At 68.5% G+C, this 22,581-nt stretch carries 20 protein-coding genes and 1 pseudogene; 12 read left to right on the top strand and 9 right to left on the bottom strand.

The window, feature by feature from the left end; translation table 11 throughout:
- Nucleotides 1-191 precede the first annotated feature (191 nt).
- From dnaK to A5757_RS16835, 7 genes and pseudogenes are all read left to right on the top strand, one after another.
- The gene (dnaK, locus tag A5757_RS16860; protein WP_066836186.1) at nt 192-2,045 is read left to right on the top strand and encodes a molecular chaperone DnaK; all 1,854 of its coding nucleotides are present in this window, start codon (nt 192-194) and stop codon (nt 2,043-2,045) included.
- The gene (gene grpE, locus A5757_RS16855) at nt 2,042-2,689 is read left to right on the top strand and encodes a nucleotide exchange factor GrpE (RefSeq protein WP_066836185.1); all 648 of its coding nucleotides are present in this window, start codon (nt 2,042-2,044) and stop codon (nt 2,687-2,689) included. The genes dnaK and grpE overlap by 4 nt, the downstream gene beginning before the upstream one ends.
- Before the next feature lie 23 nt (nt 2,690-2,712).
- Nucleotides 2,713-3,894 carry a molecular chaperone DnaJ gene (gene dnaJ / locus A5757_RS16850; RefSeq protein WP_066836184.1) on the top strand — a complete coding sequence of 394 codons (1,182 nt, stop codon included), beginning with the start codon at nt 2,713-2,715 and terminating at the stop codon, nt 3,892-3,894.
- Nucleotides 3,895-3,896: 2 nt separating this feature from the next.
- Complete coding sequence (locus A5757_RS16845; protein ID WP_066836183.1) at nt 3,897-4,283, top strand: heat shock protein transcriptional repressor HspR; 387 nt, start codon at nt 3,897-3,899, stop codon at nt 4,281-4,283.
- A gap of 183 nt (nt 4,284-4,466) precedes the next feature.
- Nucleotides 4,467-5,753 carry an HNH endonuclease signature motif containing protein gene (locus tag A5757_RS16840; protein ID WP_082929518.1) on the top strand — a complete coding sequence of 429 codons (1,287 nt, stop codon included), beginning with the start codon at nt 4,467-4,469 and terminating at the stop codon, nt 5,751-5,753.
- A 65-nt stretch (nt 5,754-5,818) separates the two neighbouring features.
- Nucleotides 5,819-5,953: pseudogene (locus tag A5757_RS23730) on the top strand (MerR family transcriptional regulator); the annotation flags it as partial.
- A gap of 111 nt (nt 5,954-6,064) precedes the next feature.
- Nucleotides 6,065-6,991 (top strand): phosphatase PAP2 family protein, encoded by a 927-nt coding sequence (locus tag A5757_RS16835; protein WP_231984026.1) that lies wholly within the window; start codon nt 6,065-6,067, stop codon nt 6,989-6,991.
- Here the strand turns inward: A5757_RS16835 and A5757_RS16830 are convergent.
- The 5 genes from A5757_RS16830 to A5757_RS16810 are packed head-to-tail and all read right to left on the bottom strand — an operon-like array spanning nt 6,988 to nt 10,845.
- A complete protein-coding gene (locus A5757_RS16830; protein WP_066836182.1) occupies nt 6,988-7,890 on the bottom strand; it encodes an aldose 1-epimerase in 903 nt (300 codons plus the stop codon). The genes A5757_RS16835 and A5757_RS16830 overlap by 4 nt on opposite strands.
- Nucleotides 7,891-7,925: 35 nt before the next feature.
- A complete protein-coding gene (locus tag A5757_RS16825) occupies nt 7,926-9,092 on the bottom strand; it encodes an FAD-binding oxidoreductase (protein ID WP_066836181.1) in 1,167 nt (388 codons plus the stop codon).
- 39 nt (nt 9,093-9,131) lie between these two features.
- Nucleotides 9,132-9,518 carry a VOC family protein gene (locus A5757_RS16820; RefSeq protein ID WP_197497367.1) on the bottom strand — a complete coding sequence of 129 codons (387 nt, stop codon included), beginning with the start codon at nt 9,516-9,518 and terminating at the stop codon, nt 9,132-9,134.
- On the bottom strand, nt 9,518-9,814 hold the full coding sequence (locus A5757_RS16815) for a helix-turn-helix transcriptional regulator (protein ID WP_066836175.1): 297 nt from the start codon (nt 9,812-9,814) through the stop codon (nt 9,518-9,520). The genes A5757_RS16820 and A5757_RS16815 overlap by 1 nt, the downstream gene beginning before the upstream one ends.
- 32 nt (nt 9,815-9,846) lie before the next feature.
- Nucleotides 9,847-10,845 carry a hypothetical protein gene (locus tag A5757_RS16810; protein WP_066836174.1) on the bottom strand — a complete coding sequence of 333 codons (999 nt, stop codon included), beginning with the start codon at nt 10,843-10,845 and terminating at the stop codon, nt 9,847-9,849.
- Between the two features lie 99 nt (nt 10,846-10,944).
- Between A5757_RS16810 and A5757_RS16805 the strand changes: the two genes are divergently transcribed.
- The 4 genes from A5757_RS16805 (at nt 10,945) to A5757_RS16795 (ending at nt 15,516) form a co-directional block, all read left to right on the top strand.
- Nucleotides 10,945-11,565, top strand: coding sequence for a TetR family transcriptional regulator (locus A5757_RS16805; protein ID WP_197497364.1), 621 nt, complete (start codon nt 10,945-10,947; stop codon nt 11,563-11,565).
- 27 nt (nt 11,566-11,592) lie between these two features.
- Nucleotides 11,593-12,078: a nuclear transport factor 2 family protein gene (locus tag A5757_RS16800; protein ID WP_066836173.1), complete on the top strand. Its 486-nt coding sequence runs from the start codon at nt 11,593-11,595 to the stop codon at nt 12,076-12,078.
- Nucleotides 12,079-12,151: 73 nt separating this feature from the next.
- The gene (locus tag A5757_RS24040; RefSeq protein ID WP_369815963.1) at nt 12,152-12,259 is read left to right on the top strand and encodes a VOC family protein; all 108 of its coding nucleotides are present in this window, start codon (nt 12,152-12,154) and stop codon (nt 12,257-12,259) included.
- 161 nt (nt 12,260-12,420) lie between these two features.
- Nucleotides 12,421-15,516 (top strand): multicopper oxidase family protein, encoded by a 3,096-nt coding sequence (locus tag A5757_RS16795; RefSeq protein ID WP_066836262.1) that lies wholly within the window; start codon nt 12,421-12,423, stop codon nt 15,514-15,516.
- Here the strand turns inward: A5757_RS16795 and A5757_RS16790 are convergent.
- Together A5757_RS16790 and A5757_RS16785 are read right to left on the bottom strand one after the other, a co-directional pair.
- The gene (locus A5757_RS16790; protein WP_066836172.1) at nt 15,494-18,211 is read right to left on the bottom strand and encodes a molybdopterin-dependent oxidoreductase; all 2,718 of its coding nucleotides are present in this window, start codon (nt 18,209-18,211) and stop codon (nt 15,494-15,496) included. The two genes, A5757_RS16795 and A5757_RS16790, sit on opposite strands and share 23 nt — an antisense overlap.
- Nucleotides 18,208-19,032: a xanthine dehydrogenase family protein subunit M gene (locus tag A5757_RS16785; protein WP_066836171.1), complete on the bottom strand. Its 825-nt coding sequence runs from the start codon at nt 19,030-19,032 to the stop codon at nt 18,208-18,210. Before A5757_RS16785 ends, A5757_RS16790 begins: the two co-directional genes overlap by 4 nt.
- Nucleotides 19,033-19,207: 175 nt before the next feature.
- On the opposite strand from A5757_RS16785, the gene A5757_RS16780 reads away from it, so the two are divergent.
- The gene (locus A5757_RS16780; protein WP_066836170.1) at nt 19,208-20,206 is read left to right on the top strand and encodes an antibiotic biosynthesis monooxygenase; all 999 of its coding nucleotides are present in this window, start codon (nt 19,208-19,210) and stop codon (nt 20,204-20,206) included.
- 8 nt (nt 20,207-20,214) lie between these two features.
- Here A5757_RS16780 and A5757_RS16775 read toward each other — a convergent pair whose 3' ends face one another.
- Entirely contained in the window at nt 20,215-21,576 is a 1,362-nt protein-coding gene (locus tag A5757_RS16775; RefSeq protein ID WP_066836169.1) for an NAD(P)/FAD-dependent oxidoreductase, read from the bottom strand.
- Nucleotides 21,577-21,633: 57 nt separating this feature from the next.
- Nucleotides 21,634-22,302, bottom strand: coding sequence for a GAP family protein (locus A5757_RS16770; protein WP_066836168.1), 669 nt, complete (start codon nt 22,300-22,302; stop codon nt 21,634-21,636).
- Nucleotides 22,303-22,581 lie beyond the last annotated feature (279 nt).

Below are 22,581 nucleotides of genomic sequence, written 5' to 3'. Positions count from 1 at the left end.
CACCCGCGCTCCGTGCCGACCCCGGGGAACAAATCGCCGATTCCACCCGTTGACCCAATCGACAAGTTGAGCGAGATGAACTCAAGTCTGGGTTGACACACCCGCCTCGGGCGGAGCAGTCTTGAGTGTGGTCCGCTCAGACCCCCACAACGTAGTTGTTCACGCAACACAGCAACACAGGAGGACACACCATGGCTCGTGCGGTCGGAATCGACCTAGGGACCACCAACTCGGTCGTCGCGGTTCTGGAGGGTGGCGACCCCGTTGTCGTCGCCAACTCTGAGGGCTCGCGGACGACGCCGTCGGTCGTCGCGTTCGCGCGCAACGGCGAGGTGTTGGTGGGCCAGCCCGCCAAGAACCAGGCGGTCACCAACGTCGACCGGACCATCCGGTCGGTCAAGCGCCACATGGGCACCGATTGGTCCGTGGAGATCGACGGCAAGAACTACACGCCGCAGGAAATCAGCGCCCGGACGCTCATGAAGCTCAAGCGCGACGCGGAGTCCTACCTCGGTGAGGACATCACCGACGCGGTCATCACGGTACCGGCGTACTTCAACGACGCCCAGCGTCAGGCGACCAAGGAAGCCGGCCAGATCGCCGGCCTCAACGTGCTCCGCATCGTCAACGAGCCCACCGCGGCCGCGCTGGCCTACGGCCTCGACAAGGGCGAGAAGGAACAGACCATCCTGGTGTTCGACCTCGGTGGCGGCACCTTCGACGTCTCGCTGCTCGAGATCGGCGAGGGCGTCGTGGAGGTCCGCGCCACCAGCGGTGACAACGAACTCGGTGGCGACGACTGGGATCAGCGCGTCGTCGACTGGCTGGTCGAGAAGTTCAAGAGCTCCAGCGGCATCGACCTGACCAAGGACAAGATGGCGATGCAGCGTCTGCGGGAAGCGGCCGAGAAGGCCAAGATCGAGCTGAGCTCGAGCCAGAGCACCTCGATCAACCTGCCCTACATCACCGTCGACGCGGACAAGAACCCGCTGTTCCTCGACGAGCAGCTGACCCGCGCCGAGTTCCAGCGCATCACCCAGGATCTGCTCGATCGCACCCGCAAGCCGTTCCAGCAGGTCATCAAGGACGCCGGCATCTCGGTCGGCGACATCGACCACGTCGTGCTCGTCGGCGGCTCCACCCGGATGCCCGCCGTCTCCGACCTGGTCAAGGAGATGACCGGCGGCAAGGAGCCGAACAAGGGCGTGAACCCGGACGAGGTCGTCGCCGTCGGCGCCGCCCTGCAGGCCGGTGTGCTCAAGGGTGAGGTCAAGGACGTCCTGCTGCTCGACGTGACCCCGCTGAGCCTGGGTATCGAGACCAAGGGCGGCGTCATGACCAAGCTCATCGAACGCAACACCACGATCCCGACCAAGCGCAGCGAGACCTTCACGACCGCCGACGACAACCAGCCGTCGGTGCAGATCCAGGTCTTCCAGGGTGAGCGTGAGATCGCCTCGCACAACAAGCTGCTCGGCAGCTTCGAGCTGACCGGTATCCCGCCGGCTCCGCGCGGCGTGCCCCAGATCGAGGTGACCTTCGACATCGACGCCAACGGCATCGTGCACGTCACCGCGAAGGACAAGGGCACCGGCAAGGAGAACACGATCCGCATCCAGGAGGGCTCCGGCCTGTCCAAGGAGGAGATCGACCGGATGATCAAGGACGCCGAGGCGCACGCCGACGAGGACCGGAAGCGTCGCGAAGAGGCCGACGTCCGCAACCAGGCCGAGACGCTGGTCTACCAGACGGAGAAGTTCGTCAAGGAGCAGCGTGAGGCCGAGGGCGGCAGCAAGGTCCCCGAGGACACCCTGACCAAGGTCGACGCGGCCGTCGCCGAGGCCAAGACCGCGTTGGGCGGCACCGACATCGGCGCCATCAAGTCGGCGATGGAGAAGCTCGGCGAGGAGAGCCAGGCCCTGGGCCAGGCGATCTACGAGGCGACCCAGGCTGAGCAGGCCGCCGGCGGCGACGCCGCGGGTCAGGCGTCCAACGATGACGTGGTCGATGCCGAGGTGGTCGAGGACGATCAGGAGCGAAAGTGACTCAGAACGAGCCGCAGGAACCGGTGACCGTCACCGATAAGAGACGCATCGATCCCGAGACCGGCCAGGTTCGCGATCCGTCCGGCGCGCAGGCCCCCGGTGGGCCGGCGCCGGACGGCGCACCCGACGCCGATACGGCCGCCGCACCGTCGGACACCGACGAGGTGGCCGAGCTCAAGAGCACCCTGCAGCGCGTCAAGGCGGAGTACGACAACTACCGCAAGCGCACGCTGCGCGATCAGCAGATGATCGCCGACCGCGCGAAGGTGGCGGTCGTCGGCCAACTGCTCGGGGTCCTCGACGACCTCGACCGCGCGCGCAGCCACGGCGACCTCGAGACGGGTCCGCTGCGGGCGGTGGCCGACAAGCTCACCGGCGCGCTCGAGCAGATCGGGCTGACCTCGTTCGGCGAGGAGGGTGACCCGTTCGACCCCGCGCTGCACGAAGCCGTCCAGCACGAGGGCGACGGGAGCAATCCGGTCGTCGGAACCGTCATGCGTCGTGGCTACATGGTCGGCGAGACGGTCGTCCGGCACGCCATGGTCGGTGTGGTCGACGCGGCAGGCGCAGACGACACGGGCCGGAACGACAGCGGTGTGCCGGGGCAGGCCCCAGAATCAAAGTCAGAATCAGACAACAACTAGTGACAACGAGGAGGTGACGCGGCATGGTCCAACGAGAGTGGGTCGAAAAAGACTTCTACAAAGTGCTCGGCGTCTCCTCGGACGCCAGCGAGGATGAGATCAAGCGGGTGGCCCGCAAGCTGCTCGCCGAGAATCATCCCGACCGCAATCCGGGTGACGCCGCCGCCGACGAACGGTACAAGGAGGTCGGCGAAGCCAGGGATGTGCTGAGCGATCCCGCCAAGCGCAAGGAGTACGACGAGACCCGCCGGTTGTTCGCCGGCGGCGGCTTCGGGCGCGGCCGCTTCAACGGCGGCGGCGGGTTCGGCGGCGGCCCGGCGTACGGGTCGGATGGCGTCGAGTTCAACCTCAACGATCTGTTCGACGCCGCCGGTCAGACCGGCGGCGCGAACATCGGTGATCTGTTCGGCGGCCTGTTCGGTCGGGGCGCGCAGCCCCGGCCGAGCCGGCCCCGGCGCGGCAACGACCTGGAGACCGAGACGGAACTGTCGTTCCTCGAGGCGACCAAGGGCGTGGCGATGCCGCTGCGGCTCACCAGCCCTGCGCCGTGTACGAACTGTCACGGCAGCGGCGCCCGGCCGGGCACCAGCCCCAAGGTGTGCCCGAACTGCAACGGCGCCGGCGTGATCAGCAAGAACCAGGGCGCGTTCGGATTCTCCGAGCCCTGCACCGAGTGCAAGGGCAGCGGCTCGATCATCGAGCACCCCTGCGGGGAGTGCAGGGGCACCGGAGTGACCACGCGGACCCGCACCATCAACGTGCGGATCCCACCCGGCGTCGAGGACGGTCAGCGCATCCGGCTGGCCGGTCAGGGCGAGGCCGGGTTGCGGGGTGCGCCCTCGGGTGACCTGTACGTGACCGTCCACGTCCGTCCGGACAAGGTGTTCGGCCGCGACGGGGACGACCTGACGGTGACCGTTCCGGTCAGCTTCCACGAATTGGCGCTGGGCACAACGCTTTCGGTGCCGACGCTGGAGGGCAAGGTCGGGGTCCGGGTGCCCAAGGGTACGTCCGACGGCCGCATCCTGCGGGTGCGGGGACGCGGTGTGCCGAAACGGTCCGGTGGTCACGGTGACCTGCTGGTGACGGTGAAGGTGGCCGTGCCGCCGAACCTCGAGGGTGAGGCGGCGGAGGCGCTTGAGGCCTACGCGAAGGCGGAGCGGGCGAGCGGATTCGACCCCCGGGCCGGATGGGCAGGTGCGTGAGCGTGGCGGCTGAACGTAACGGGGATGCACGAACCTTCCTGATCTCGGTGGCCGCCGAGCTGGCTGGGATGCACGCGCAGACGCTGCGTACCTACGACCGGCTCGGATTGGTCAGCCCGCAGCGCAGTTCCGGTGGGGGACGGCGCTATTCGCAACGTGACGTCGATTTGCTGCGCGAGGTGCAGCGCCTCTCCCAGGATGAGGGCGTAAACCTCGCGGGCATCAAACGCATCATCGAGCTGACCAACCAGGTCGAGGCCTTGCAGTCGCGTTGCAAGGAACTGGTGCGTGAGCTCGAGGAGCTGCGCGGCGCGCAGCGCCGTGAGATCGCGGTCCCGACGAAGAGCACTGCGCTGGTGGTCTGGAAGCCACGCCAGGGCCGCCGCTAAGCCAAACAGGAGTCCACACCCCACAGGCTGGCTCCAAGTTCCCGACCAAGGACACCGCTAGACCAGACACCGAGCCCGCGCCACTCAAAACACAGGGATCACGACATGTCCCAGTCGGTCGTTCGGCCCGCCCGCGGACTCACTCCAAGGCTAAATGTCGGTGGCTGCTGCTTGAATGGTGTCATGCCCTCAGCCGCAGCGTCTTTGGTCCATCGGGTGAGCCCGAAGGACCGGCTGGAGATGCTGTTCGACGAGTTGGCGGAGCTGACCGGCCAGCGCAACGCGATCGACGGGCGCATCGTCGACATCGTCGCCGAGCTCGAGCGCGACGGCCTCTGGGGAATGACCGGCGCCCGCTCGATGACAGCGTTGGTGGCCTGGAAAACCGGGGCCACCCCGCACAACGCCGAGACCCTGCTCACCGTCGCCCGCCGGATCGAGGACTTCCCGCGCTGCGCAGATGCTTTGCGGGAGGGGCGGCTGTCGCTGGACCGGCTCGGGGTGCTGGCCGAACACGCCGCCGACGGCTCTGACGATCACTACATCGAGCTCGCCGAAGCAGCCACCGTCAACCAGTTGCGCACCGCGGTCAAGCAGGAACCCCGCCCCGAGCCCGAACCCAAACCTGAACCGGACAAGCAGCGCTCGATCACCAAGACCGTCCACGACGGCCACACCACCTGGCAGATCCGGCTGCCGAAGCTGGAAGCCGCGAAGTTCGAGGCGGCCATGCAGTCGCACCGCGACGCGCAGATCTCCCAGTGGAAGCGCGACCACGACACCGACGACACCGACGACACCGGCGAGGAGTCGCCCGAGCAGGCGCCAGAGCAGGCGCCGCCGTTCCCCGACGCCGTCGACGCGTTCATGGCGCTGGTGGAGGCCGGCTGGGACGCCGACGTCGCGCGCCGACCCCACGGCCAACACACCACCGCGGCCGTGCACGTCGACCTCGACAAACCCACCGCCGCCCTACACCTGGGACAGGTCCTCAACGACGAGGAACGCCGCTACCTTCTATGCGACGCCACCTGTGAGGTGTGGCTCAAGCGCCACGGCCAACTGATCGGCGCCGCCCGCTCCACCCGCACCATCAACCGCCGCCTGCGCCGGGCGCTGGAGTATCGCGACCAGTGCTGCGTGGTGCCGGGCTGCGGAGCCACCCGCGGGCTACACGCCCATCACCTCGTGCATTGGGAAGACGGCGGACCCACCGAACTATGGAACCTGGCCCTGGTCTGCCCGTTCCACCACCGGGCGCATCACCGCGGCGAGATCACCATCACCGGACCCGCCGACCGCCTCGTCGTCACCAACGCCACCGGCCAACGCATGACCAACCGCTCCCTCGCAAGGCCACCCACCACACCTCCACCGGATGTGAAACCCTGCCCCGGCCCGACCGGGGAACGCGCCGACTGGTGGTGGTACACACCCTTCGAACCGAAACCACCACCGGCCGCGGCTTAGCTAAGCGGATGGCACAGCTGGGAGTCCGTTCATTGTGAGGATCCACCAGTCGCAGTGAACCAACGGAGGTGCTGCAGTCGCGCTGCAAGGAACTGGTGCGCTAGGTCGAGGAGTTGCGAGCCACGCAGCGCCGTGAGGTGGCGGTCCCGGCGAAGAGCACTGCGCTGGTGGTCTGGAAGCCACGCCAGGGCCGCCGCTAGCCGAGCCGGATCGGCACGTCGGCGACGCCGGGTGCGTTGGTATCGTGGCGGACTCGGGGCGGCCGCAGGTGTTCTCCCAGGTGACCAGACCGAACGGCGGAGGCATTCGCGGTGACAGTCATCGACGTGCAAGGCGCTCCGAGCGGAGACCGCAACCTGTGCAGCGCGCGACGCCGCTGGCTGACGGTGCTCACGGCCGCGCTCCTGTTCGGCGTGGTGATTTACCTGTTGGCGGTCCAGACGCGAACAGGCCAGGCCCTGGAGAACGCGGCCCTGCGCGGCGCCCGTCAGGTCGACCCGGAGGTACGTCGAGCGGCGTTCGACCAGTTCCACACCATCTCCGTGACCTCGCAGCTCCTCGCGGCACTGGCCGTGGGAGTCATCGGCCTGCTGCGGCGTCAGCTGTGGCTGGCCATCGCCGGAGTGTCGGTGATCCTGGTCAGTCAAGCGGTCACGCAGGTGTTGAAGTACTACGTGTTGGCACGCCCGCACACGGGTGTGGTCCACGACGGTTGGACTGAGAACACCCTGCCGAGCGGACACACGACAGCGGCGATGTCCCTGTTGTTCGCGACGCTGATCGTGATGCCGTACCGATTCCGCGGCATCGCCATGTTGTTCACCCTCACCTGGGCCGTGGGCATCGGGGCCTACACCGTCGTCATCGGAGCGCACCGGCTCTCGGACACGTTGGCCGCCGATGCGGTGGCACTCGTCGTCGCCTGTGCGGCATCGCTTTTCCTGGCGCGCACGGGCCGGATACGGGCGGTCGTCTCACCCGGCGCGGCGCGGTACACCTTGCGCACCGTCTTCGTGGCGATCGTCGGAGCCGTCGGACTCTTCAGCCTGGCGTGGGGCGCCATTCAGGTGGTGCAGGCCGCGGCTGCCCACCTCGATGACCGGCCCGTCGAGTGGGACCTCTTCCTCGGTTCGCAGTGGTTGGCCGCAGCAGGGTCGATCGCGTCGGCGCTGCTGTTCTGGTGGACCTGGCGACGGTTGGAGACCAAGCGCAGTGGTGACCCCATCACCGCCCGCTAACCGATCCGGATCGAGAACCGGGTGGTGTCCGGCTCACCCGGCATCGCCATCCGGTAGCCGCCCCGGCGCAGCGCATCGGTCGGCGCCGTCATCGGCTCGATCCCCACGACGTCGTCGCTCGGCGGCGCGAACAGCTGCGCGGCCGGATAGCCTTCGGTGTAGACGACCTCCACCCGGCGCTCACCGCCCGACAGCGCGAACACCGCGCCCGCACCGACCCCGTCGAAACCGTCGTCGAGGGTGCGGTCACCGAGCGACTCGGCGCCGCCCGGCCACGTGTCCACCGCGCCGGTCGGAATCCCGCGGTCGTCCACCGGCAGGTGGTGCAGCGCAGGTGTCTCCAGCACCCAGTCGGCCCGCGCCACGTCGGGGATCTGCAGATAGGGGTGGTAGCCGTAGCAGATCGGAACCGCCGCAGCCTCGGTCGGCGTCACCGTCGTCTCGACGGTCAGCGTGCGGTCGGCCAGCGTCACCGTGATGGTCAGGGTGTGCGGGAACGGGAAGCTCGCCAGCAGTCCGGGGTTGCCGCCCCAGTCCAGAATGGCCACCAGCTGGTCGACGTACTGTTCGGTGACCAGCCAGTCCGGGTTCGCGGCCAGCACGCCGTGGATGGGGGTGCCGTTCTCGTCGGTGCGGACCCCGCCGACGCCCGGTGTCAGGGTCACCGTCGCGCCGTCGACCGTGTAGTCGGCGGCGCTGAGGCGGTTGGCCCACGGATACAGGATCGGGATGCCCATCGTCTTGCCGTCGTCGATGTAGGCCTGCAGTCCGCGGCGCTGACCGAGATATTCGACTCCGTCGTCAGCCAGTGACGTGCAGATCATCCCCGCCCCGGGGACGTAGGTCGCGGTCAGCGACGACGACGGGTCCTGCAGGGTGACGGATTCGGGAACGGCCATCGTCTCAGTCTGGCACGCGGGTGCTTCGGGGCTGCTCAGCCGGTCAGGGGATCGTGCTGAATGCGTTCGGGCGGAGCGCCTTTCGCCGTCAGTGCCGCTTTGGTGGCCGTCGTCATCGCCGCGGATCCGCAGATCAGGATCTGCCGGTCGCCCCAGCCGCCGTAGCGGGTGACGACCTCGGGGAGCCGTCCGGTCTGCCGTACGTGCAGACCGCGGGGCGGGGTGACGTCGGGGAAGTCGCGGGCCCACGGCGGATCGGTGGCGTACTCCGACACCGGGGTGACCGACAGCCACGGATTGGTCGAGGCGATCTGCCACAGCGTCTTGAGGTCGTAGAGGTCGCAGGGGAAGCGGCCGCCGAAGAACAGGTGCACGCGGGGGTTGTCGCCGAAGCGCGTCATGTCCATGATCAGCGCGCGCAGCGGTGCCAGACCGGTGCTGCCGGCCACCATCAGCACATCACCACCGTCGCGGTCGACCGCGAGGCCGCCGTGCGGATTCGACAGCCGCCACCGATCGCCGGGCCGGGTCTCGTTGACGATCGCGGTGCTGACCATGCCGCCCGGCACCGACCGGACGTGGAATTCGATGCCCCCGCCGGGTTCGGACGGGATCGACGGACTCAGATAGCGCCAGCGCCGCGGCCACTGCGGCACCTGGACGGTCACGTACTGACCGGGGTGGTAGGCCAGCGGGCTGTCGAGCTGCAACCGGATGAGCGAGACGTCGCGCGTCAGCCTGTGGTGTTCGATGACGGTGCCGTCCCGGAAGGGTGGGCCACCCTCGGCCTCGGCGGCTCCGCTCATCACGCCGACGCACAGGGCGATAGCGTCGCGCGCCGCGCCGGCGAGCCGGTCGTCCCAGCGGTTCTCGAGCCTGCTGCGGAACGTGGCGTGGAGCGCCTCGCCGAGGCTCTGGTAGTGCTGTGCGGTCACCCCGTATTTGCGGTGGTCGCGCCCCAGCTGGGCGAGGAACGCGATCGGCTCCTGGGAGCGCCGGGCGATCAGTTCGCCGAGCACCCACGTCACGGCCTGGGCGAATACCGCCCGCTGCCGGGCCATATCGGGCGGGAAGAGGTCACGTACCGCGGGATCGGTGGCGAACCACCGGGCGTAGAACGCGGCGATCAGCTCGTCGGAACCGAGCCGGGGATCGACGGCGTCGCGCAGTACCGCCAGCGCCTCACCGTCGTCGAGCCCCACGTGGGTCGAGTGTAGGAGGCGTGCCGCCCGGTCCGAGGCTCACTTCATCGCGGCGAGCTGGATGAGGTTGCCGCAGGTGTCGTCCAGGACGGCGGTGACAACCGGCCCGAGATCGGTGGCGTCCTGGACGAACTCGACGCCCAGCGCCTTGAGCCGCTCGACCTCGGCGTAGACATCGTCGACCGCGAACTGGGTGAAGGGGATGCCGTCGGCGACGAGCGCCTGCTTGAACGGGCGCACCGCGGGGTGGCCGTCGGGTTCGAGAACGAGTTCGACGCCGTCGGGGTCGGCGCTCGACACGACGGTGAGCCAGCGGGCGTCGCCGGTGGGGATGTCGGTCTTCTTGGTGAACCCGAGCTTGTCGGTGTAGAAGGCCAGCGCCTTGGCCTGATCGTCGACGAGGACGCTGGTGAGGTTGATGCGGATCACGGCTGTGGTTCCTCTCGGTTGACGGGCCACCGGTCGACGATCGTGCGCAGTGGCGACGGGTCGAGGTGGTGGAACTTGTACCGGCCCTGTCGCCGGGTGTGCACCAATCCGGCCTGTTCGAGCACTGCGAGATGCTGCGAGACGCCCTGGCGGGACAGGCCCAGACCGTGCTTGACGGTCAGCCGGCCGCAGATCTCGAACAGGGTCTGACCATCCCGGTCGGTGAGTTCGTCCAGGATGATCCGTCGCGTCGCGTCTCCCAGTGCCTTGAACAGGTCCGGATCGTCGGGCACCCTCCGGTTATAGGCAAGTCCGCACTTGCCTGTCAATGGGCTTCGCGGCGGTCTCGGACCGCCGCGACCGCGACCAGCGCCGCACCGGCCAGCGCCCAGCAGCTCAGCACCGCGACGGCGGAGGTGGCGCCCGCGCCATCGAAGTACGCGGTGGAGCGCAGGAGAGTGGCGTTGGCGCCCTGGGGCAGCCACTGTCCGACGGTGCCCCAGCCGGCGGGCAGGAGTTCCGGTGCGCCGGCCAGACCGGAGAGCGGATTGCCGACCAGCAGCGCCAGCGCCGCGCCGGCCGCCAGCCCGATCCGCCCGAACAGCGAGCCGAGGCCGAGGATCGGCAGTCCGCATCCGAGCAGTCCCAACGTCAGGCCGGCCGTCACGCCCCAGAAGTTCTGCTCGACGGAACCGAGGACGTAGACGAGCAGGGTGGCGATGGTCAGGGCGGCGGCGACCGCGAATGCGACGGCCGTCGCCAGTCGGGTCCAGACCTCCCGCCGGAACGCGTAGAGCAGTGCCACCGCCGGCAGGATTCCGGCCAGGGTCACCGGCAACGCGCTGGCGGCCAGGCCTGCGCCCCGCGGATCGTCCGAAGGCAACGGAGCGACGTCCTCCATCGTCGGCGGTCTGCCGGTCTGCTGTGCCATGCCGGCGCCGATCTGGGTGATCAGTTGTGCGACCGCGGGACTCGCGCCGCTGGCGATCAGCAGCGTCGGGCCGGCGGGACCGATCGCGAGACCGCCGTAGACGTGACGGTCGGCGATGGCCTCGCGCAGCGCGGCCTCGCCCGGGTAGTAGGTGACCGCAAAGGCGCCGGGGGCGCGCTGGTCGAGCAGGTCCGCGAGGTGCCCGTCGGCGGCCTGCGGACCGGCGATGCCGATGGGGACGTCGTGCGGCGCGGATCGGGTCGCCGGCAGCGCGAACGCCAGCGCGACAACGGCGATGGCGGCGCAGAGCACCACCACGATGCCGGTGGCTCTGACGGTGACGGGCGGTTCGTGGGTGGCGGCGTGGTGCTGGGCCTGAGACGTCGTTGTCATCGGACCACTCCTTTTCATTCATTGTTGAAATATTGCTGAGCGGAGCGTAACTCCGAGAGGGGCAGATTTCAACATCCAATGAAATGATAGGGTCGAAAGATGGCTCCACCAGCGAATACGGTGCGACGGCGCGGGCGCCGCCAGGGTGAACCGGTGTCGCGGGACGCCGTACTGGCCGCGGCCAAGAAGCGATTCGCCGCGCAGGGTTACGGGGGCACGACGTTGCGCAGCATCGCCGAGGACGCCCATGTCGATCCCGCGATGGTGCTGTACCTGTTCGGGTCGAAGCTCGAGTTGTTCCGCGAATCGCTGCGGCTGATCATCGACCCGCAGGTGCTCATCACCGCGCTGTCGGAAGGCGAGGGCGATGTCGGAACGCGGCTGGTGCGGGTGTACCTGCGCATCTGGGAGTCTCCCGACACCGGACCCAGCATGGTCACCATGCTGCAGTCGGCGACGTCCAACAGCGACGCGCACGAGGCGTTCCGCAGCTTCATCCAGACGTACGTGCTGACCGGGGTGTCCGGGGTGCTCGGCGGCGGCGAGACCGCACGCCTGCGGGCGACGCTCGCGGCCACCACGCTGGTCGGCACCGCGATGCTGCGCTACGTCATGGAGATCCCGCCCCTGGCGACCCTGCCCGGGGACGATCTGGTGCGGCTGCTGGCGCCGACGGTGACCCGCTACCTGACGGCCGACCCGGGCGAATTGGGATTCTGACCGGCGCCGAAGTGCTTGACTGCCTGCATGACGGCACCGTCGCGGCTGGGCGCGACCGCCCTGGGCGTCGTACTCTCCGGCGCCGCCCTCGTCGGTGCGCCGTCCGCGGCGGCGCAGACCGACACTTGTGCTGACATCCGGACCGGCGAACCGCTGTCCGTCGCGGTCGGGCCGTGCGCGGACGTGCTCGCGCAGGAGCGGCGCTGGCTGACGGCCATCACCGCCGGTGACGTCGCGACCGTCGAGCAGATCCTGGGCCCGACGTTCACACACATCACCTCCGACGGGCAGATCCTCGATCGCGCCGCAGAGATCAGGAACACGGCGCCGGAGGGGCTCACCATGAACCCCGGCGGGCAACAGGTGCGCATCGACGGCGGCACCGCAGTGATCCATGGCGTCAACACCATCGTTGCCCACGACGCGGTGGTCGCAACGGAGCGGTTCACCGATGTGTTCGTGCTGCAGAACGGCGCCTGGCGGGCAGTCTCGGCGCAGGAGACGACGATCTGACTCGGTCGGCCGACCGGGCACACGCGGACGGAGTCATCGCGTCGGCAACGGTATGGAACCCACAATCGCTGGGGTGCAGCACATCTCGTTGATCGTCACCGACGTCGAGGCCAGCGTCGCCGGGTATCAGCGCGTGCTCCGCGATCCGGACAACATCCAGTTGGAGCTCAACGCGATGTGATGAACGGCCGCTGTCGGCAAAGTCGTACCGTCGATCACCACATCCGGTAACGTCGCCTTCGCGCGCCGAATGGCTCCGCCAGCGACGCAAACCATGGAGGCCGCGTGCACCGTCGCCGCAATAAGCCCACAGTGACTCTGGCATGCCTCGTCGTCGCGGCGATGGTGTCGGCCATGACGTCGTGCGCGAGCCGCGAACCGGCGCCGCAGATCGGCGTCAACGCCGGACCCGACGGCGAACCCGCGGCCTACCGCGAACCTGTGAAACTCTCCAGCGCCGACGGCGTCCTCGAAGTCCGGCTCTCCGCCCACCAGGCGACCGTCGACCTCGACACGGTGAAAGAACCGGTCACCAACTTCATGGTCTTCGGTTACGAACTCCTCAAGGGGACCGGTTCGGATGGATCGACCAGGGGCGACAACACCTATCCCGCGCCGACTTTGCGCGTCGACCCCGGCGAGCGCCTGATCGTCCACTACGACAACGATCTCGCCGGCCTGACGATCGAGGACTACTACGACCCCGCCTACACGCGTGCCGGCGCCGACGTGCCGCTGTATCCGGCGCAGCTCGAATCGTCACCGTTGAACCTGCACACCCACGGGCTACACGTGAGTCCGGACGGCAACGCCGACAACGTGTTACTCGATATCCCGGCCGGGATGGGCAACACCTTCGATTACGCAGTGCCCGACGATATGCCGCACGGCCTGTACTGGTACCACAGCCACCGCCACACCCTGACCGCGCAGCAGACCTACCGCGGGCTCGCGGGGATGCTCGAGATCGGGCGTCCCGACGGCAACCTGCCGTTGGTGACGCAGAACGATGTTCCGGTGCGGACCATGGCGCTGCAGTACAACTACGTCTTCGACCGCGCCAACGGTGGACGCCAGCTCATCGACCTGACCCGCCCACAATGGGTGAACACCGCTGTCGCACCCAAGGACTCGCAACTGGCCGACGGCAGCTACGCGCCGAGTCTGGCGCCGGTGAACCTCGCCGAACGCCCGGCAGGCACCCGTTACATGACCAACTGGTACCAGGGGCCGCTCTCCCCGCGGAACCACCGCGGCCAGAACCAGTTCGTGCCCGGCAATCTGCAGAGCTTCACCAGTGCCGAGGTGAATGTCCCGGCCGACCCCGGGCTCGCCGAGAACCTGCGTGACGTCCAGTACACGGTCAACGGTCAGTTCCAGCCGCAGCTCACAGTGAACCCCGGACAGACCGAGATCTGGGTGCTGGGCAACTTCAGCGACATCGCCTACATGTCGGTCGGGCTACGCGAGACCGCCACCGGCAACCGGCCGAAAATCACCGTCGTGGGCCAGGATGGCAACCCCTTCCTACAGGCGCAGCGGCCCGTCGACGGTGACGGCACCCGGCTGCTGATCCCGCCGGGTTCGCGCTACGCGATCGCGGTCACCATGCCCCAGACCGGTGATCTGGTCCTCGAACTGCCCCGGCAGGACAACGTGCCGCCGGTGGTGAATCCCGGTGTGCTGTATACCGGCAACGGCACGTCGAAACCCGGCGGAGTGCTCGGCACAGTCACCGTCGACACCGACCACATCAGCTACACCGACGGGTTCTTCACCTTCCCCGTCCAGACACTGCTGACCGTCAAATCCGGCGACGGCGCGGGACAGACCACCGCTTTCGAACCCGGCCAGAATCTCGGCGCCTACACCTCGTTCGTCGACACCTCCGCCATGACCCCGGACGTCACGCGCGAACTCGTGGTCAGTGGCGGCTTCGACAACCAGTACGCCAACACGTCGGATCCGAAGTCGATCATGTACCAGTTCGCAGACAACGCCTTCCCGAACATCCCGCTGATCCAGGCGAGACTCAACTCCGTCGAGGAGTGGAAGGTCGTCAACTACAACAACGACGCCCATCCGATGCACATCCACGTCAACGATTTCCAGGTCACCGAGATCGTGAATCCGATCGCCGGCACCAGGACCGGCGTGCAGATGTGGGGCGAGGACAACGTCAACGTGCCCGCCCCGGTGATCGACGACAACGAAGTCGCTCTCGAGGTCGCCTCGACCACGGTCCGCACGCAATTCGCCGGATACACCGGCACATTCGTCATCCACTGCCATCGGCTCAATCACGAAGACAACGGGCTGATGGCCACGGTCAGCGTCATCCCCGAGGTGTCGACGTACGCCGTGGCGATCCCCGGCGGGGACGGTAAGCCGGCAGCGGTGCGGATCTACGACGCCGACGGGGACCGGATGATCGCCGACGTGCGGCCGTTCGACGGGTTCGAGGGCGCCCCGTCGGTCGCGATGGCCGATGTGAACGGCGACATGATCCTCGATCTCATTGCGGGCACCGGTGTAGGCGTCGCGCCACAGGTGGTCGCCTACAGCGGAGCGGAGGCGCCGAGCGGTCGGTTCCGGGACGAGATCGCGCGGTTCACCCCGTTCGACGCCGACTTCCGGGGCGGAGTCCAGGTCGCCGGCGCCGATGTCGACGGAAACGCGTTGGCGTCCAACATCATCGTCGGATCCGGCCCCGGTAAGGAGTCGCAGGTACGGATCTTCTCCACCACGCTGCCCCAGCGCCTCGGCGATGCCCCGGAGATCTTCTCCAGCTTCTCCCCGTACCCCGGCTCGCACTCGGGGGTGACGCTCGCGACCGGCATGGTCGACATGACCTCCGGCCGGGAGAGCATCGTCACCGCGCCTGGCCCCGGCGATCGGCCGGTGGTCAAGACGTTCCGCCACGACCTGTTCACCCCGACGGCCAGGATGCAGGCCCGGGCGACGACCGATCACGAGCACAGCGGCTACCCGGGGGCCGCGGAGATGACGTCGGAGTTCCTCGCCTTCGACGACTCCTATCGGGATGGCGTCACGCTGTCGACCGGTTGGGTGGCCGGCCAGGAGGGCGGCGCCAAGAGCATCGTCACGGGACAGGCCGGGGGCGATGGAACCGTGCGCGTGTGGTCGAGCGGCTCACGGCTGGACGGCTTTCCGGCGATGTACACGGTGAGCCCCGATCACCACGACAGCACGGTGGCGTTCACACAGACCTCGTCGTTCGACCCGTTCCCGGGCGCCGGGGGAGTGGCGGTCGCGACGAGCAGCACCACCACCGGCGCGGACCTGCTGGTGTCCGGCGCGGGGAAACTCCGCAAATACACACTGGCCCGGGCGACGCCGGAGGCGACCACGTTGGCGCCCCGGCAGATCGCGGTGGTCACGGACCGACCCGAGGTCACACCGCTCGGGGGTCGCTAGGCAACCGGCCATAGATGCGGTCGGGGGAGAACGGCAGCTCGCGGAAGCGCACCCCGGTCGCATCGGCGATGGCGTTGGCCAGCGCGGGCGCCACCGGGTTGATCGTGCATTCGGCCATGCCCTTGGACTTCATCGGTCCGACGGAATCGGACGTCTCCACCAGCAACACCTCGGTGCGCGGAATGTCGGCGTAGGTGGGGATCCGGTAGTTGCGCAGGTTCGGGTTCTGCATCACCCCGTCGGCGCTGATCCGGAAGTTCTCCGTCAACGCGAATCCGATGCCCATCGCGACCCCGCCCTCGACCTGACCGCGTACCTGCGCGGGGTTGATCACCACGCCCGGGTCCGTGGCCTGGACGCTGTAGAGGATGCGGACCTCTCCGGTGACCCGGTGCACGGCCACCCGGAAGCCGTGCGCGTTCGACGTCACGCTGCGCGGTGACCCGTAGGCCTTACGGGATTCGGTGAGGCGGACACCCTGCGCGCGGGCGGCGGCGTAGAGCTCGCCGAGGGTGATTCTGCTGTCACCGCACGCGACCCCGGCCCCGTCATCGTCGATCGCGCACAGCGCGCCGTCGGCGCCGGCGTGGCCGGCGGCGAACTGCAGGATCCGGTCGCGCAGGGCGGTCGATGCCTTCTGCACGGCGTTGCCGGCGACGAACAGCCCGGCGCTGGCGAACGCCCCCGTGTCGAATCCGTGGCGGTCGGTGTCGGATTGCACGAGCCGGATGCGCGACGGTGTGGTGCCCAGCACCGTCGCCGCGATCTGGACGTGCGCGGTCGAGGTGCCCTCGCCGAATTCCACCGTGCCGACGGCGATCTCGTAGCAGCCGTCGTCGGCCAGGGTGGCCCAGGCCTCGGAGATGTGCTCGGTGGGCGGGGCGGTCTCGTGGATGGAGCTGGCGGCGCCGGTGCCGACGAGCCAGTCCTCGCCCAACCCGTGGTCGACGTCGTTGCGCCGTAGCGCGGCGTCGACCAGGTCGATACACGCGGTCACCCCGTCGTCGGTGAACGCGACGTCGTCGGGATGTTCGTCGATCGCCAGCAGGCGATCGCCGGGTCGCACGACGTTACGGCGCCTCAATTCCAGCGGATCGATACCGAGCTTGACCGCGAGCTCGTGCATCGCGGATTCGACCGCGAACGTCGGTTGCGTCATCCCGTAACCGCGCAGCGCGCCGCTGGGCACGGTGTTGGTGTACACCGACCACGCATCGAAGGTCTTGTTCGGACAACGGTATTGGGCGACCGCTGCCGCACCGGCGAACAACGTCTCACCGCCGTGGTTGCCGTATGCCCCGGTGTTGGACACGTTGTGGAAGCCGATGGCGGTCAGCGTCCCGTCCGCCGTCGCCCCCAGCCGGACGGTGACGCGCATCGGATGCCGCGGCGAGGCGGTGGTGAACTCATCAGCCCGGGTGTACTCGAAGCAGACCGGGCGGCCGGTGTCGAGCGCGGCCAGTGCGGCGAGGTCTTCGGAGATCACCTCCTGCTTACCGCCGAAGCCGCCGCCGACGCGTGTACAGAACACCCGCAGCTGGTCCGGCCGCAGGCCGAACAGGTGGGACAGTTTGAGTTTCGCGATCGACGGGGACTGCGAGCTGGTGCGGACGTGGAGTCTGCCGTCCGCCGTCCACGCAATCGAACCGTGCGTCTCCAGGTGGGCGTGCTGCACCCGCGGCGAGATGTAGGTCGCCTCGTGGACGACGTCCGCGGCGGCGAAACCGGCGTCCGGGTCACCGATTCGTCCGTGCAGTTCCACCAGGATGTTGCGCGCCTTGTCGTGGGCGAACGGGTCATCGTAGGTGTGCAGCTGCGGTGCGCCGTCGGCCATGGCTTCGATGGGATCGAAGACAGCGGGCAGCACCTCGTATTCGACGGTGAGCCGTCGGCAGCCCTCCTCGGCGGCGGCGACCGAATCGGCGAGCACCGCTGCGACCCGCTGCCCGGCGAAGCGCATCACGCGGTCCAGGACCAGGGTGTCGTCCGGGTCGACCAGGTGATCGGTGTGAATCGCCGTGCTGAACCGCCGGTGCGGCACGTCTTTCCAGGTGTAGACACGCTGCACACCGGGCACGGCCATCGCCGCCGTGGTGTCGATCGACACGATGCGGGCGTGGGCGTGCGGCGAGCCCAGCACCTTGAGGTGCAGCATGCCGGGCAGTGCGGTGTCCATCGTGAACTCCGCGGTGCCGGTCACCACACCGTCGGCAGCGGGCGCGCCGACGCTGGTACCCACGGCGGCCCCGGGCGCGGGCTGCTCGATTGCGACGACGCCGTTGACGGCGTCTCCGATCGCCCGGTATCCCGTGCAGCGGCAGAGGTTTCCCTTCAGCGCACGTGGCAGGTCGCGCTGCTGTGCGTCGGTGAGGGCGGCGGCGGTCATGATCATCCCCGCGGTGCAGAAGCCGCATTGGAAGCCGGGCGCATCGCGGAACTGTCGCTGCATCGGATGCAGAGCGCCCGGTGTTCCGAGTCCTTCGATGGTGGTGACCGCGCGGCCCTCGGCGCGAAACGCCGGGGTGAGGCAACTGTGTACCGGGGTGTCGTCCAGCCATACGGTGCAGGCGCCGCAGTCCCCGGAGTCGCACCCCTTCTTGACCCCGTACCAGCCCAGCGAGCGGACGAAGGTGCGCAGGCACTGTCCGGGGCGCGGCTCGTCGTCGAACACCCGGCCGTTGACGGTATACGTCATCGGGAACTGCCGGAGAACTCTGCGCGGATCTCCTCGGCGAAATGCCGGGCGAGATGTCTGCGGTGCGCCGGTGAGCCGTTCGCGTCGTCGAACCAGATGTCTTCGGGCAGTGCGTCTATCCGCTCGCGGAGGTCGTCGGTCGACGGCAGCGTCGTGAACGCCAGCCGGACGGGGCGCACGGTGCCTGCGGTGAGGGTGAGGTGCAGATCGGCGACGTCGGGACGCTGGGTGGCGATCATGAAGATGGTGGAGCGGCCGAGGCGGGTCAACGTGAACCGTCGGTGGGTGGCGCGCCTTCGTAACGCCTCGGCCGGAATATCGATGGCCCGCAACAACTCTCCGGGTCGGAGGATGGTCTGGTGATCGCCGGTGACGAACTCGGCGGCGTTGACCGTGCGGTGTGCGCCGTCCGCGCCGAGGATCGTATACGTCGCTTCGAGAGCGACGGTCAGGGTGATCATCGGGCCGGCGGGCAGGGCCATGCAGATGTTGCCGCCGACCGTCGCCGCGTTCCAGATCTTGAACGAGGCGAGGAAGGCGTCGCAGCTGATTCCGAAGAGTTCGGCGGCAGCCCACTCGGGCGGCGCGGCGAAGGCGTGCAGGTCGCGGATGGTGCACATGGCGCCGATTCGCAGCCCGGCCGCCGAGACCGTCAACTCGTCCCAACCCAGCGGCGCGAGATCGATGAGCCGGCGCAGCCCCGGTTGCTGATCGGAGAACAGCCAGGTGCCGCCCGCCAGCCAGGCGTCACCGTCGCGCCACTGCGCGCCGGGCGGGTCGCTCGGTGTACGGACGACCTCGGTGATGGTGTTGATATCCATGGCGGATCCTTCGCGGTCCGGCGGGACTGACCGGAAGAGTGGCTGAGCGCCGACAGTACGGCACGGTGTCGGGCGGTAGTCGCCATTCGTCGGGGTTGACGGTTTGGCGTGTACCGGGGTGTGACCTGCGCCGACCGGCTACCGTTGCGCGAAGCCAATCCCCGCGGCAGGAGCCATGAGTCAGCACATACCCGAACCCCGTTCGGGCGGGAGGACCCTCGAACCGCCGCGCGGCGCGGCGACCCTGGTGATCGGGCAGCGGCTGAACGCCGGCCGCGAGGACGACTACCGCCGGTGGCAGCGGAGGGTCAACGCCGCCGCCGAACACTTCCCCGGCTTTGTCGGCTCCGAGGTCAGGGCGCCGACCGGCGTACAGGAGGACTGGCTGTCGGTCCTCCAGTTCCGCTCGCTCAACCAGCTGCAAGGGTGGCTCAACAGCGCCATCCGGCAGGACCTGATCGACCAGGGCAGACCACTTTTCGACGGCCCGGGCACCGTCCAGGTGCTCGCGCAGGACCGCAAGGAACCCGACACGCTGGTGACGGTCGTCGTCACCCATCGGGTCGCCGAGGACAAGGTCGAGGAGTTCCTGGCCTGGCAGAAGCGGGTCGATGAGGCCGAGAGCGCGTTTCCGGGCTTCCGCGGTTCGGAGGTGTTCCGGCCGATCCCCGGCGTCCAGGAGGAGTGGATCATCTCCTACCGGTTCGACACCGCAGAGCATCTCGATGCCTGGCTCACCTCGGAGCGGCGCCGCGAACTGCTCGGCGAGGCGGACGATTTCGGCGACTTCAGCCTGCGCAAGATCGACCACTCCTTCGGCAGCTGGTTCTCCTTCGGCGAGAAGGACGAACCGCCGCCATCGGGCTTTCGGACCTCCATCGCCGTATGGGTGGGTCTGTATCCCACCGTGGTCCTGCTGAGTCTGCTGATGCGGCCGCTGGGCCTGCCGCTGTGGCTGGGCCTGCTGGTCGGCAACCTGCTGTCGAGTTTCGCGATGACCTATGTGACCATGCCGTACTACGTGAACCCGATGCTCGGGTGGTGGCTCAAACCCCGTGTCGGACAGCGAGAGTCATCGGTCACCGCGCGCGGGATCCTGCTCGTGCTCGCGGTCACGGCGTTCTGGGTGGCGGTGTTCTACGTCGTCACCGTGCGGATCCTGCACCTGCACTGAGGCGAGCCCTAGGACGACGACGCCGGCCGCAGGTCGACCGGCGGCCCCTCCGGATCCCAGCTCGAGTACGTGTACCTCTGCTCATGACGGTCCACGTCGCCCAGCATGAAAGCCCGGTGGTAGCGGCCCGGGCGCGCGATCGAGGCCAGCCACGTGGTGACGGTGCTGAGCCGGTTCCGCACGCCGGTCAGGAACGCGATGTGGATCAGCCCCCACGCCAGCCAACCGAGCATCCCGTCGACGCGAACCGGCCCGACCTGCAGGACTGCGTTGCGGTGGCTGATGTACGCCGCCGACCCGAGGTCGCGGTAGCGGTAGGGCCGCCGAGCTCTGCCCGCCAGATCGCGTCGCACGCAGCCGGCCGCGTGCCAGCCGCCCTGCATGGCGTTCTCCGCGACACCGGGTAGACCCTCTCGGCCGGCGAGATCGCCGATCACGAAGATCTCGGGATGTCCGGCCACCGTGAGATCGGGCTCCACCTCGATCCGGCCACTGCGGTCAGTCGCCGCGCCGAGCACCTTCGCGACGTGACGGGCGAACGGGACGGCTTCGACGCCGGCGGTCCACAGCACGGTGCGCACCGCGAAGTGCCGGTCCTCGCCACCCTTCTTCGGGGTCACCGTGATGCCGTCGCGGCGCACATCGGTGACGTGAACACCGAAGTGCAGATCCACGCCGAGATCGCGCAACGCGTCTGTCGCCTTCAGCGCCAGGTCCGGCGCGAACTTCTTCAGTACGCGATCTCCGCCGTCGAACAGCAGGACTTTGGCCTCCTCGGGGCGGATGCTGTGGAACTCACTGGTCAGCGTTCGATCGGCCATCTCGCGGATCTGGCCGGCGAGTTCCACCCCGGTGGGGCCGCCACCGGCCACCGCGAACGTCAGCCAACTCGTACGCTCCGGTCCGGGCGGCAGCGTCTCGGCGATCTCGAAGGCGGTGAACAGGCGCTGACGGATGTCGAGCGCGTCGTCGAGGGTCTTCATCCCGGGCGCCCACTCGGCGAAGTGCTGGTTGCCGAGGTAGGACTGCCGCATGCCGGCGGCGAGCACCAGCACGTCATAGTCGACGGTGAACGTGGTCTCGTCGGGACGCAGGACGGTCACCGTGCGGGCAGCGGGATCCAGGTCGATCGCCTCGCCCAACAGCGTCCTGATGTTGTCGTTGGCGGCGAACTCCTCGCGCAGGGGACGGCTGATCTGCCCGATACTGAGTTTGCCGGTGGCGCACTGATAGAGCAGCGGCTGGAACAGATGTCCCGCGGCGCGGTCGAGCAGCGTCACGTCGACGTCGGCCTTGGCCAGCCGGCGGGCGCAGAACAAGCCACCGAATCCGCCGCCGATGATCAGGACATGGGTTCGTTGTCGGCTCATCACGTCAGGACTATTCCCAGACTTCGACGCCGCTACCCGTCCGCGTCGCCCGCCGGGCTACATCACGCCGTGAAGCCCCTTGTAGAGCACCATGAGGCCGATCACCATAAGAATTCCGGCGACGAGGACGGCGTGCTGCTTCTCCATCCATTCGGCGAGCCGCCGCAGTGGGGCGTCGAGGCGGTGGGTGAACAGCGCGTACCCGACGATCGGGATCAGCACGGTCGAGCCGGCGATCAGGACGAAGTACACGGCTGCCGACCACGCCCCGGCGACGCCGAGACCGCTCGTGCCGATGGCGACACCCGCCGCCGCGCAGATGAAGAACACCTTCGGGTTCACCACGACCAGGACGGCGGCGGTGACGAAAGACCGTGCGGGGGACAGGCCCGTCAGTTTCGTCATCCATTTCGGGGTGTGGCCGTCACCGCGCTTCAGCCACCGGTAGAGCGCGAATCCGAGCAGCATCAGGCCCACGACGATGCGCACCCACGACGCCCACGGCGGCGGTTTGTCGAAGTTGCCCACGAGGCCGGCCAATAACAGGAACACCGATTCGAGTGCGAAGAGACCGAGGAGCCACCCCGCGAGGAACGCCAGCCCGGCCGGTCGCGGCCGCGGCGACCGCAGCGCCAGCACGGCGGGGATGATCGACAGCGGCGACAACGCGATGACCATCGCCAGCGGTATCAACTCGAGCAGGATCGAGACCCATCTGTCGCCCATGACCACCCTTTGTTCGACGCCGGGTCTGAACCTAGCAATGAGAATCCCTGCGCGGCCTGCGCTGCACCGCGTTACCGTTCCCGATCGGGGTCTTTCCGGAAGAGGGAACAGTGGCGAAGCTATCGGTGTGGTTCGGGGCGGGTGTGCTCACCGCGGGGGCTGTCTCTTATACACATCTCCGAGCCCACGAGACACTGAGCGAGGTCGTATGCCGTCTTCTGCTTGAAAAAAAAAAGGGGGGGGGGGGGGGGGGGGGGGGGGGGGGGGGGGGGGGCGGGG

Origin of the sequence: Mycobacterium sp. 852013-51886_SCH5428379 (assembly GCF_001665575.1) — a bacterium.
Lineage (GTDB): Bacteria > Actinomycetota > Actinomycetes > Mycobacteriales > Mycobacteriaceae > Mycobacterium.
The sequence above is the reverse complement of the archived record's forward strand: the minus strand, read 5'-3'. Positions and strand labels throughout refer to the sequence as shown.

Excerpts from the sequence above, each read along its gene's own strand:
- dnaK (WP_066836186.1), top strand. The coding sequence starts at position 192 with ATGGCTCGTGCGGTCGGAATCGACCTAGGGACCACCAACTCGGTCGTC.
- dnaJ (WP_066836184.1), top strand. The coding sequence starts at position 2,713 with ATGGTCCAACGAGAGTGGGTCGAAAAAGACTTCTACAAAGTGCTCGGC.
- A5757_RS16840 (WP_082929518.1), top strand. The coding sequence starts at position 4,467 with ATGCCCTCAGCCGCAGCGTCTTTGGTCCATCGGGTGAGCCCGAAGGAC.
- A5757_RS16830 (WP_066836182.1), bottom strand. The coding sequence starts at position 7,890 with ATGGCCGTTCCCGAATCCGTCACCCTGCAGGACCCGTCGTCGTCGCTG.
- A5757_RS16810 (WP_066836174.1), bottom strand. The coding sequence starts at position 10,845 with ATGACAACGACGTCTCAGGCCCAGCACCACGCCGCCACCCACGAACCG.
- A5757_RS16805 (WP_197497364.1), top strand. The coding sequence starts at position 10,945 with ATGGCTCCACCAGCGAATACGGTGCGACGGCGCGGGCGCCGCCAGGGT.
- A5757_RS16800 (WP_066836173.1), top strand. The coding sequence starts at position 11,593 with ATGACGGCACCGTCGCGGCTGGGCGCGACCGCCCTGGGCGTCGTACTC.
- A5757_RS16795 (WP_066836262.1), top strand. The coding sequence starts at position 12,421 with ATGGTGTCGGCCATGACGTCGTGCGCGAGCCGCGAACCGGCGCCGCAG.
- A5757_RS16790 (WP_066836172.1), bottom strand. The coding sequence starts at position 18,211 with ATGACGTATACCGTCAACGGCCGGGTGTTCGACGACGAGCCGCGCCCC.
- A5757_RS16785 (WP_066836171.1), bottom strand. The coding sequence starts at position 19,032 with ATGGATATCAACACCATCACCGAGGTCGTCCGTACACCGAGCGACCCG.
- A5757_RS16780 (WP_066836170.1), top strand. The coding sequence starts at position 19,208 with ATGAGTCAGCACATACCCGAACCCCGTTCGGGCGGGAGGACCCTCGAA.
- A5757_RS16775 (WP_066836169.1), bottom strand. The coding sequence starts at position 21,576 with ATGAGCCGACAACGAACCCATGTCCTGATCATCGGCGGCGGATTCGGT.
- A5757_RS16770 (WP_066836168.1), bottom strand. The coding sequence starts at position 22,302 with ATGGGCGACAGATGGGTCTCGATCCTGCTCGAGTTGATACCGCTGGCG.